The organism is Streptomyces sp. NPDC058773 (assembly GCF_042746015.1).
GTDB lineage: Bacteria > Actinomycetota > Actinomycetes > Streptomycetales > Streptomycetaceae > Streptomyces.
In genome coordinates this window covers 116680-127829 of record NZ_JBHYPE010000014.1, presented here as the reverse complement: position 1 = coordinate 127829, position 11150 = coordinate 116680, and the positions used below count along the sequence as shown (strand labels likewise).

Here is an 11150-nt window from a genome sequence, read left to right as displayed (position 1 = left end):
CCCCGATCCTGCCACGCCGCACTGACAATCCCCGCCGCGGCGGCTCCGGCCCCCGCCGCACCCGGCCCGTCCGCCGCGCGCACCGGACCCCGGCGACGCCACCCCGCCGCTCTCCCGGGCCACCCCCCGGACCCGCGCGACGCCCCCTCCACACCCCTACACCGCCCCCGCCGGTCCGTGACAGGATCTGATGCGTACGGCAACGATCCGCCCGCCCCGGCGGAGCACGCAACAGCTCACGGCTCGAGGGAGAGCTCCATGGCAGGCAAGCCGCCCACGTCGGACCCCGTCCAGGACGCCCCCGAGGTCGGCGAACCCCAGCACTCCGCCGTCGGACTGCCGGCCATCACCCACGCCCTGCGCATGTCCCAGCAGCAGATGGGCGTGCGCCGTACCGCCCTCACCCTGCTGCGCGTCAACCAGCCGGACGGCTTCGACTGCCCCGGCTGCGCCTGGCCCGAGCCCGGCAAGACGCACACCGCCGAGTTCTGCGAGAACGGCGCCAAGGCCGTCGCCGAAGAAGCCACCCTGCGCCGCGTCACCCCGGACTTCTTCGCCGCGCACTCCGTCGCCGATCTCGCGACCCGCAGCGGCTACTGGCTCGGCCAGCAGGGCCGCCTCACCCACCCCATGTACCTCGCCGAGGGCGCCGAGCGCTACGAACCGGTGAGCTGGGAGCGGGCCTTCGACATCATCGGCGAGGAACTGACCGCCCTCACCTCCCCCGACGAGGCCGTCTTCTACACCTCCGGCCGCACCAGCAACGAGGCCGCCTTCCTCTACCAGCTCTTCGCCCGCGAATTCGGCACCAACAACCTCCCCGACTGCTCCAACATGTGCCACGAGTCGTCGGGCTCCGCCCTGACGGAGACCATCGGCATCGGCAAGGGCAGCGTCCTCCTGGAGGACCTCTACCAGGCCGACCTGATCATCGTCGCCGGCCAGAACCCGGGCACCAACCACCCGCGGATGCTGACCGCCCTGGAGAAGGCCAAGGCCGGCGGCGCGAAGATCATCTCGATCAACCCGCTGCCCGAGGCCGGACTGGAGCGCTTCAAGAACCCGCAGACCCCGCGCGGTCTGGCCCGCGGCACCGCGCTCACCGACCTCTTCCTCCAGGTGCGCCTCGGCGGCGACCAGGCGCTCTTCCGCGCCCTCAACCGCCTCCTGCTCGACACCGAAGGCGCCCTCGACGAGGACTTCATCCGCGAACACACCCACGGCTTCGAGGAGTTCGCGTCGCTGGCGCGGGCCGGCGACGACTGGGACGAGACGCTGCGCGCCACCGGCCTGACCCGCGCGGAGATCGACCGCACCCTCGACATGGTCCTCGGCTCGCGCCGCACCATCGTGTGCTGGGCCATGGGCCTGACCCAGCACAAGCACTCCGTCCCCACCATCCAGGAAGTCGTCAACTTCCTGCTGCTGCGCGGCAACATCGGCCGCCCCGGCGCCGGCGTCTGCCCCGTACGCGGCCACAGCAACGTCCAGGGCGACCGCACCATGGGCATCTTCGAACGGCCCGCGCCCGCCTTCCTCGACGCCCTGGAGAAGGAGTTCGGCTTCGCCCCGCCCCGGGAGCACGGACTCGATGTCGTCCGCGCCATCCGCGCCCTGCGCGACGGGCAGGCCAAGGTGTTCTTCGCGATGGGCGGCAACTTCGTCGCCGCGACGCCCGATACGGACGTCACCGAGGCCGCGATGCGCCGCGCCCGGCTGACCGTCCACGTCTCCACCAAACTCAACCGCTCGCATGTGATCACCGGCGCCCGCGCACTGATCCTGCCGACGCTGGGCCGTACGGAACGCGACGTACGCACCGGCCCGGACGGGAAGCGCACCGAACAGTTCGTGACGGTCGAGGACTCCATGGGCATGGTGCACGCCTCCCGCGGCCGCCTGGAGCCGGCCGGCCCCGAGCTGCTGTCCGAGACGGCCATCGTCGCCCGTCTGGCCCGCCGCGTCCTGGGCGCCGAAAGCCGCACCCCCTGGGAGGCGTTCGCGCAGGACCACGCGGCGATCCGGGACCGCATCGCCCGCGTCATCCCGGGCTTCGAGGACTTCAACACCCGCGTCGCCCGCCCCGGGGGCTTCGCCCTCCCGCACGCACCCCGGGACAGCCGCAGCTTCCCCACCGCCACCGGGAAGGCCAACTTCACCGCGGCGCCCGTCTCCTACCCCACCGTCCCCGAAGGACGGCTGCTGCTGCAGACGCTGCGCTCCCACGACCAGTACAACACCACGATCTACGGCCTCGACGACCGCTACCGCGGCATCAAGAACGGCCGCCGGGTGGTGCTCGTCCACCCCGACGACGCCCGCGAACGGGGCCTGGCCGACGGCGCGTACACCGACCTGGTCAGCGAATGGACGGACGGCAGCGAGCGGCGCGCGCCCGGCTTCCGCGTCGTGCACTACCCGACGGCCCGCGGCTGCGCGGCCGCCTACTACCCCGAGACCAATGTCCTCATCCCCCTGGACCACACCGCCGACACCAGCAACACCCCCGCCTCCAAGTCCGTCGTGATCCGCCTGGAGAGCCCCCGCGAGGACTGACGCCCCGGCCGGGCCGCGGGAAGCACCACCCCGCGCTGAGCGCTTGCTCAGGGGCCTGATAGGAACAGGCACGGATCGACGACGATCACGGGTGAGCGAACGGAAGCGAACGGAGCCACAGGCATGGGTGAGCGCAGCACGACCAGGTTTCCGCAGGAGATCCTCGACCAGTGGGCGGGCCTCGGCCTCGACCTGCCCGCCTTCTTCTCCGCCGGGCACCTCGGCGAGCGGATGAGCGTGCAGGTCACCGAAGCCGCCCCCGAGCGGATCGTCGGCACCATGCCCGTCGAGGGCAACACCCAGCCCTACGGGCTGCTGCACGGTGGTGCCTCGGCCGTCCTCGCCGAGACCCTCGGCTCCGTCGGCGCCATGCTCCACGGCGGCCCCACCAAGCTCGCCGTCGGAGTCGACCTGAACTGCACCCACCACCGCGGCGCGCGCTCCGGAATGGTCACCGGCGTCGCCACCCCCGTACACCGTGGCCGCTCCACCGCCACCTACGAGATCGTGATCACCGACGAGCAGGACAAGCGGGTCTGCACCGCCCGTCTGACCTGCATGCTGCGCGACGTGGACGCCGACGCCTACCGCGCCTGACCCCCACCCCGGCCGACCTGTTACGGCCACCGCCACGGCCCCGCCCCCGGATCCCGGGAGCGGGGCCGTCCGCGTTTTCGTAACGCTGCGTGACACCGGCCCGAGGGGCCGCCCGGTCCAACTTCCGTACCCCCCACGGGCACCGGCACCGCCGCACCCGGCGCATCCGCTATCCGGACGCCGCTGCGTCACCACGCGCCCCATTCCCCCGTGGAAGTGCGAGTTCGCGCTCCGATCGCGTTCGCCCTGCGGTGTAAGGACCATAACCGCATAACACTCATCGAAGGTCATAACAAGAGCGTCACATCCTGGTCGGCGCCTCTGCCGGTACGACGGACACCGGCTTAGAGTCACCGCCAGTCACCGCGCCGCCGGGCTCCCTGACGAAGCACGCACTCCCGCTGCCCAGCACAGTCCGGCCGCGGAACGGCCATGCGACAGCCGTGGCCGTGCCAGGGAAAGGACTGATCCGTGCGTCACCGTTCCTTGCTTCTCCTCACCACCGCAGTCACCGCCGGCGCCCTCACGCTCTCCGCGTGCGGCTCCCGCGGCGACAACAAGAGCGGCGACGGCTCCAAGACAACCGTCGTCATCGGCCTCGACGCCCCCACCACCGGCGAGCTCTCCGCCCTGGGCCTGGGCATCCGCAACTCCGCCCAGCTCGCCATCGACACCGCCAACAAGTCCGGCGAGGTCAAGGGCGTCACCTTCAAGCTCGAAGCCCTCGACGACAAGGCCCTCCCCAACGTCGGCCAGCAGAACGCCACCAAGCTCGCCGGCGACAAGGACGTGCTCGGCATCGTCGGCCCGCTCAACTCCGGCGTCGCCCAGTCCATGCAGCAGGTCTCCAAGCAGAACAACCTCACCCTGATCTCGCCGGCGAACACCACGCCCGACCTGACCCAGGGCAAGGACTGGAAAGAGAACAAGCGCGTCCGTCCCTTCCCCACCTACTTCCGCACCGCCACCACCGACGAGGTGCAGGGCGCCTTCGACGGCCAGTACGCGTGGGAGAAGATGAAGGTCAAGAAGGCCTATGTGATCGACGACCAGAAGACCTACGGCGTCGGCCTGGCCTCCTCCTTCAAGGACCAGTTCAAGAAGCTCGGCGGCAAGATCGCCGGCTCCGAGCACGTCAGCCCCGACGACCGTGACTTCAAGGCCGTCGTCTCCAAGGTCAAGTCCGCCAAGCCCGACCTGGTCTTCTACGGCGGCGAGTACCCGGCCTCCGGCCCGCTCAGCCAGCAGCTCAAGGACGGCGGCGTCACCGTCCCGCTCATGGGCGGCGACGGCATGTACAGCGGCGACTACATCAAGCTGAACAAGAAGGCCGAGGGCGACTACGCCTCCTCCGTCGGCAAGCCCGTCGAGGAACTCCCCTCCGCCAAGAAGTTCATCGACGCCTACAAGGCCGCCGGCTTCAAGGAGTCCTACGAGGCCTACGGCGGCTCCACCTACGACTCGACCTGGGCCATCATCCAGGCCGTCAAGAGCGTCGTCGCGGACAACGGCGGCAAGCTCCCCGACGACGCCCGCAAGAAGGTCGTCGACGCCATGAACAAGGTCAGCTTCGACGGTGTCACCGGCCCCATCGCCTTCGACAAGTACGGCGACACCAAGAACACCATGATCACCGCCTACCAGGTCAGCAAGGGCGCCTGGGCCTCCCGATTCAGCGCCGAATTCAAGAAGTTCGACAAGAGCTGACCGACCGGCAACACCGCACCACCCCACCCGGGCCGCGCCAGGACGCCCCCGAACGACCCCTGGCGCGGCCCGTGGCACACCGGGACACCCCGGACTCTCCTCACTCCCACGCAACGGAGGCCCTGCGGTGAGCGAACTGCCGCAACAGCTGGCCAACGGACTCATCCTCGGCGCGATGTACGGACTCATCGCGATCGGCTACACGATGGTCTACGGAATCGTCCAGCTCATCAACTTCGCCCATGGCGAGATCTTCATGGTCGGCGGCTTCGGAGCCCTCAGCGTCTACCTGGCGCTGCCGACCGGCACCTCACTGATCCTCGCCCTGCCGGCCATGCTCCTCGGCGGCATCGCCGTATCCGTCCTCGTCGGCATCGCCGCGGAACGATTCGCCTACCGACCCCTGCGCGGTGCCCCCCGCCTCGCCCCCCTCATCACCGCCATCGGCCTGTCCATCGCCCTCCAGCAAGCCATCTGGAAGTGGTACCCCGACGGCAAACAGGCCCGCGTCTTCCCCCAGTTCAAGGGCCACGCCTTCGACATCCTCGGCGCCACCGTCCAGCGCGGCGACATCTTCGTCCTCGTCGCCGCCCCCGCCTGCATGATCGCCCTCGGCTTCTTCGTCGCGAAGACCCGCAGCGGCCGCGCCATGCAGGCCACCGCGCAGGACCCCGACACCGCCCGCCTCATGGGCATCAACACCGACCGGATCATCGTCCTCGCCTTCGCCATCGGCGCCGCCTTCGCCGGCGTCGCCGCCGTCGCCTACGGACTGCGCACCGGCGAGGTCCAGTTCCGCATGGGCTTCATCATGGGCCTCAAGGCCTTCACCGCGGCCGTGCTCGGCGGCATCGGCAACATCTACGGCGCCATGCTCGGCGGCGTCGTCCTCGGCGTCGCCGAAGCCCTCGCCACCGCCTACATCGAGGAAATCCCCGGCATGCAGCAATTCGGCGGCGGAGCCTGGAAGGACGTCTGGGCCTTCGTCCTCCTCATCCTCGTACTCCTGCTGAGACCACAAGGCCTCCTGGGCGAACGCGTCGCGGATCGGGCGTGATACCGATGACCACCCACACCACCACAACCCCCGCCCGCGGCCTGATCCCGCTCCCCGGGCGCACCGCGCGCCTCCTCACCGCCGCCGGCGCCCTGGCCACCACCGCCAGCACCGCCCTCGCCTGGACCTGGAGCAGCGACTTCCCCGGCGACCTCACCTACTACCTCTCCCCCGCCGGGCTGCAGATCGTCACCCTCGCCGGCGGCGTCCTCACCCTGCTGTTCGCCCTCGCGGCCCTCGGCGTCCGCGGCCTGCAGTGGCTCACCCCCGCGGGACGCCACGCCCCCACCCTCCTGGCCGCCCTGGCCACCTTCGCGGCCACCTGGTTCACCCTGCTCTCCATAGCCGTCGAACTCGGCGGGCTGGTCAACCTCGAACCCGGCGGCGCCGTGGCGGGCGCGGCCTCCCTGATCACCCTCGCCGGCGCCCTCGCCCTGCCGCCCGACCAGACCGCCGACGCACCGCCGGCCAACCCCTGGCAGCGCTTCACCGCGAGCCTCGCCGCCTCCCCCCTACGGCGCCGCACCCGCGAACTCCCCTCCTGGGCCGAGATCCTGATCATCGCCGCCGCGTTCGCCGCCGGGCTGCTCGCCTTCACCTACGGCATCGACACCGACGACGGTGCCCCCTTCGTCGGCTACCTGCTCTTCATGGTGCTGGCCATCCCCGCCCTCAACCGGGCCGGACTGATCGCGCGGCTCACCGCACTCACCCACACCCACCGCGGGGTGGCCCTCGGCGCGGCCTTCATCGCCGCCGCCTGCTTCCCCCTCACCCAGGACACCGACCAGTACACGATCATCGGGGCCAACATCCTGATCTTCGCCACCGTCGCCCTGGGCCTCAACGTCGTCGTCGGCCTCGCCGGCCTCCTCGACCTCGGCTACGTCGCCTTCCTCGGCGTCGGCGCCTACGCGGCCGCCCTGGTCTCCGGCTCCCCCGAATCCGCCCTCGGGCTCCACTTCCCCTTCTGGGCGGCCCTGCTCACCGGCGCCGCGGCCTCCCTCGTCTTCGGCGTCCTCATCGGCGCCCCCACCCTCCGCCTGCGCGGCGACTATCTCGCCATCGTCACCCTCGGCTTCGGTGAGATCTTCCGCATCGCCATGCTCAACCTCAACGGCACCACCGGCCCCGACGTCACCAACGGCGCCATGGGCATCCCCAACATCCCCAACCTCGAAATCTTCGGGTTCAACTTCGGCGAACCCCACACCGTCCTCGGCATCCCCATCGCCACCTACGGCAACTACTACCTGCTGATGATCCTCGTGACGGCCTTCGTCGTCCTCGTCTTCCGCCGCGCCGCCGCCTCCCGCATCGGCCGCGCCTGGATCGCCATCCGCGAGGACGAGACCGCCGCCGTCGCCATGGGCATCAACAGCTTCCGGCTCCGCCTGATGGCCTTCGCCCTGGGCGCCGCACTCGCCGGACTCGCCGGCACCGTGCACGCCCACGTCGTCACCACCGCCACCCCCGAACAGTTCCAGTTCGCCGGGCCGCAGCCGCCCAACTCCGCCTTCCTCCTCGCCGCGGTCATCCTCGGCGGCATGGGAACCCTCAGCGGCCCCCTGGTCGGCGCCGCGCTCCTCTTCCTCATCCCGGCCAAGCTCGACTTCATCCAGGACTACCAGCTCCTCCTCTTCGGCATCGCCCTCGTCCTCCTCATGCGCTACCGGCCCGAAGGCCTCATCCCGGACCGCAGGAAACAGCTGGAGTTCCACGAGACCGGCCAACTCGACGTGCCCGACCAGCGCCTCCCGGACGCAGACGCCACCCTCGGCGCCACCAAGGCAAAGGCGTGACGACCATGACCACACCAACCACCCTCGCATCCGCCACCGACACCGTCCTCCAGGCCGACGGCGTCACCATGCGCTTCGGCGGACTCACCGCCGTACGCGGCGTCGACCTCACCGTCGGCGCCGGCGAAATCGTTGGCCTCATCGGCCCCAACGGCGCCGGAAAAACCACCTTCTTCAACTGCCTCACCGGCCTCTACGTGCCCACCGAAGGCACCGTCAGCTACCGAGGCACCCGCCTCTCCCACAAACCCCACCTCGTCACCCAGGCCGGCGTCGCCCGCACCTTCCAGAACATCCGGCTCTTCGCCAACATGACCGTCCTGGAAAACGTCCTCGTCGGCCGGCACACCCGCACCAAGGAAGGCCTCTGGTCCGCCCTCCTCCGCGGCCCCGGCTTCAAGAAGGCCGAACGCGGCAGCGAGGAACGCGCCATGGAACTCCTGGAGTTCACCGGCCTCGCCCACAAACGCGACCACCTCGCCCGCAACCTCCCCTACGGCGAACAGCGCAAGCTCGAAATCGCCCGCGCCCTCGCCAGCGAACCCGGACTGCTGCTGCTGGACGAACCCACCGCCGGCATGAACCCCCAGGAAACCCGCGCCACCCAGGACCTCGTCCTCGCCATCCGCGCCCAGGGCATCGCCGTCCTCGTCATCGAGCACGACATGCGCTTCATCTTCAACATGTGCGACCGCGTCGCCGTCCTCGTCCAGGGCCAGAAACTCGTCGAAGGCACCGCGGACGTCGTCCAGGCCGACGAACGCGTCATCGCCGCCTACCTGGGCACCCCCGTCGAGGACGTCGCGGCCCCCGACGAGAGCGCAGCACCCGACGCAGCAGACGGGCCGGCACCCACCGACCGGCCGGCCCAGGGACAGACCGGAGACACCCCATGACCGCACTGCTCGAGGTCGAGGACCTCCGCGTCGCCTACGGCAAGATCGAAGCCGTCAAAGGCATCTCGTTCTCCGTCGAAGCGGGCCAGGCCGTCACCCTCATCGGCACCAACGGCGCCGGAAAGACCACCACCCTGCGCACCCTCTCCGGCCTCCTCAAGCCCCTCGCCGGAAAGATCACCTTCGACGGGGAACCCCTCAACGGCGTCCCCGCCCACAAGATCGTCGAACGCGGCCTCGCCCACTCCCCCGAAGGCCGCCGCCTCTTCCCCCGCCTCACCATCGCCGAGAACCTCAAGCTCGGCGCCTTCCTCCGCAAGGACGCCGACGGCATCGAGAAGGACATCCAGCGCGTCTACGACCTCTTCCCCATCCTCGGCGAACGCAGCAAACAAGCCTCCGGCACCCTCTCCGGCGGCGAACAGCAAATGCTCGCCATGGGCCGCGCCCTGATGTCCCGTCCCAAACTCCTCATGCTCGACGAGCCCTCCATGGGCCTCTCCCCGATCATGATGCAGAAGATCATGGAAACCATCCGCGAACTCCGCTCCCAGGGCACCACCATCCTCCTCGTCGAACAGAACGCGCAGGCCGCGCTCTCCCTCGCCGACCAGGGACACGTCATGGAAATCGGCCGCATCGTCCACTCCGGCAGCGGCGCCTCCCTCCTCCACGACGAATCCGTCCGCAAGGCCTACCTCGGCGAGGACTGACCCGCCCCGCACCACAAAGCGAGCGGCCCCGCACCGGTCAACACCGGTACGGGGCCGCTCGCGCGCTCGCAGGAACCGCTACCGGTCCCTACTGCTCCTTCTGCTGCTTCTTCTCCTCGGCATCCTCGATGACCGCCTCCGCGACCTGCTGCATCGACAGCCGCCGGTCCATCGACGTCTTCTGGATCCACCGGAACGCGGCCGGCTCCGTCAGCCCGTACTGCGTCTGCAGAATGCTCTTCGCCCGGTCCACCAGCTTCCGGGTCTCCAGCCGCTGAGTGAGGTCCGCGACCTCCTTCTCCAGCGTCTTCAGCTCGGTGAACCGGCTCACCGCCATCTCGATCGCCGGCACGACATCGCTCTTGGAGAACGGCTTCACCAGATACGCCATCGCACCCGCGTCCCGCGCCCGCTCCACCAGCTCACGCTGCGAGAACGCGGTCAGCATCAGCACCGGCGCGATGCTCTCCTCGGCGATCTTCTCGGCCGCCGAGATACCGTCCAGCACCGGCATCTTCACATCCAGGATCACCAGATCGGGACGGTGCTCCCGGGCCAGCTCCACGGCCGTCTGCCCGTCCCCGGCCTCGCCGACGACGGTGTAGCCCTCCTCCTCCAGCATCTCCTTGAGATCGAGACGGATGAGGGCCTCGTCCTCGGCGATCACGACCCGCGTGGTCAGCGGCGGGACATGCGACTGATCGTCATCGGCGACGGGCTGCTCGGGCTCGGCGGCGCTCACGGGACTCCTCATTCCAGGCAGGTGGTGCCATTGCAGCCTACCTAGAGGCGGCCGTCATGACGCACGCGGTAGGGTGTCTCTCGCAACCGGCCCGGTTGGTGGAACTGGTCAGACACGCGGCTCTCAAACAGCCGTGCCCTTGGGCATGTGGGTTCGAATCCCACACCGGGCACCTTTGAACAAGTGGAATTGCACCTTCGCGTGATTCGCACGCGCTTTCGTTTCCTTCTCACGCTTCGTCACGCACAGTGATGTCATGCACTTCCACGGCACAGACGTGCGACACCAGGCAATCGCCCAACTCCGCGCGGGGGCAAGGAACGCGGAGGTGGCCCGCACGCTGGGCGTCCCTCTCGGCACCATCGGCTACTGGCGACACCTGGACCGCGCCGAGCGCGGAGAGTGTCCGGGCGCCCACAACCCGAAATGCCCACGGTGCGACGGGCGCGAACTCGACGCGGCCGCCTACGCCTACCTCCTCGCCCTCTACCTCGGCGACGGCCACATCATCCGGTACTCGGCTCACCGGGTGCCAAGTCTCATGATCACGTGCGGCGACGGCTGGCCGGGCCTCATGGACGACTGCGAAGCCGCCATGCGCGCGGTCTTCCCCGACAACTCCGTCTGCCGCGTCAGCAGGACCGGCTGCCACAACGTGAAGGTCTACTCCAAGCACTTATGGTGCATGTTCCCGCAGCACGGTGAGGGCAAGAAGCACGAGCGACCGATCGTGCTCGAACCCTGGCAGCAGCAGATCGTGGACGCACACCCGTGGGAGTTCCTCCGCGGGCTGATCCACTCCGACGGCTGCCGGATCACCAACTGGACCACCCGGCTCGTGGGCGGCGAGCGCAAGCGTTACGAATACCCGCGGTACCTCTTCACCAACAAGTCCGACGACATCCGCAGGCTCTGTTCGGACACCCTCACCAAGGTCGGGGCCGAGTGGACGACCCTCGCCCGCGGCAGCGACCCGTTCAACATCTCCGTCGCCCGCAAGGCCTCCGTCGCGCTCATGGACCGACACATCGGGCCGAAGTACTGACAGGGACGGCAGTCAGGTACCTCGGCCCAGTGGGA

9 protein-coding genes and 1 tRNA gene are annotated in these 11150 nt (G+C 69.6%); 9 read left to right on the top strand and 1 reads right to left on the bottom strand.

Annotated elements, in window-relative coordinates:
* Positions 1-258: 258 nt before the first annotated feature.
* From ACFW5B_RS15480 to ACFW5B_RS15450, 7 genes are all read left to right on the top strand, one after another.
* A complete protein-coding gene (locus ACFW5B_RS15480; protein ID WP_386439038.1) occupies positions 259-2556 on the top strand; it encodes an FdhF/YdeP family oxidoreductase in 2298 nt (765 codons plus the stop codon).
* A 123-nt stretch (positions 2557-2679) separates the two neighbouring features.
* Positions 2680-3153 (top strand): PaaI family thioesterase, encoded by a 474-nt coding sequence (locus ACFW5B_RS15475; protein ID WP_386439035.1) that lies wholly within the window; start codon positions 2680-2682, stop codon positions 3151-3153.
* A gap of 486 nt (positions 3154-3639) precedes the next feature.
* On the top strand, positions 3640-4860 hold the full coding sequence (locus ACFW5B_RS15470) for a branched-chain amino acid ABC transporter substrate-binding protein (RefSeq protein ID WP_386439122.1): 1221 nt from the start codon (positions 3640-3642) through the stop codon (positions 4858-4860).
* Between the two features lie 127 nt (positions 4861-4987).
* Positions 4988-5917: a branched-chain amino acid ABC transporter permease gene (locus tag ACFW5B_RS15465; protein ID WP_386439032.1), complete on the top strand. Its 930-nt coding sequence runs from the start codon at positions 4988-4990 to the stop codon at positions 5915-5917.
* 5 nt (positions 5918-5922) lie between these two features.
* Positions 5923-7719, top strand: a complete 1797-nt coding sequence (locus ACFW5B_RS15460; protein ID WP_386439029.1) for a branched-chain amino acid ABC transporter permease — start codon at positions 5923-5925, stop codon at positions 7717-7719.
* A 5-nt stretch (positions 7720-7724) separates the two neighbouring features.
* Positions 7725-8615 carry an ABC transporter ATP-binding protein gene (locus ACFW5B_RS15455; protein ID WP_386439027.1) on the top strand — a complete coding sequence of 297 codons (891 nt, stop codon included), beginning with the start codon at positions 7725-7727 and terminating at the stop codon, positions 8613-8615.
* Positions 8612-9328, top strand: coding sequence for an ABC transporter ATP-binding protein (locus ACFW5B_RS15450; RefSeq protein WP_362830646.1), 717 nt, complete (start codon positions 8612-8614; stop codon positions 9326-9328). Before ACFW5B_RS15455 ends, ACFW5B_RS15450 begins: the two co-directional genes overlap by 4 nt.
* An 88-nt stretch (positions 9329-9416) precedes the next feature.
* Here the strand turns inward: ACFW5B_RS15450 and ACFW5B_RS15445 are convergent, their stop codons facing one another.
* On the bottom strand, positions 9417-10070 hold the full coding sequence (locus ACFW5B_RS15445; RefSeq protein WP_386439023.1) for an ANTAR domain-containing response regulator: 654 nt from the start codon (positions 10068-10070) through the stop codon (positions 9417-9419).
* An 89-nt stretch (positions 10071-10159) separates the two neighbouring features.
* Between ACFW5B_RS15445 and ACFW5B_RS15440 the strand changes: the two genes are divergently transcribed.
* Together ACFW5B_RS15440 and ACFW5B_RS15435 are read left to right on the top strand one after the other, a co-directional pair.
* Positions 10160-10242: transfer RNA gene (locus ACFW5B_RS15440), tRNA-Leu, on the top strand.
* Between the two features lie 84 nt (positions 10243-10326).
* Positions 10327-11115: a helix-turn-helix domain-containing protein gene (locus ACFW5B_RS15435; RefSeq protein WP_386439021.1), complete on the top strand. Its 789-nt coding sequence runs from the start codon at positions 10327-10329 to the stop codon at positions 11113-11115.
* Positions 11116-11150: the final 35 nt, after the last annotated feature.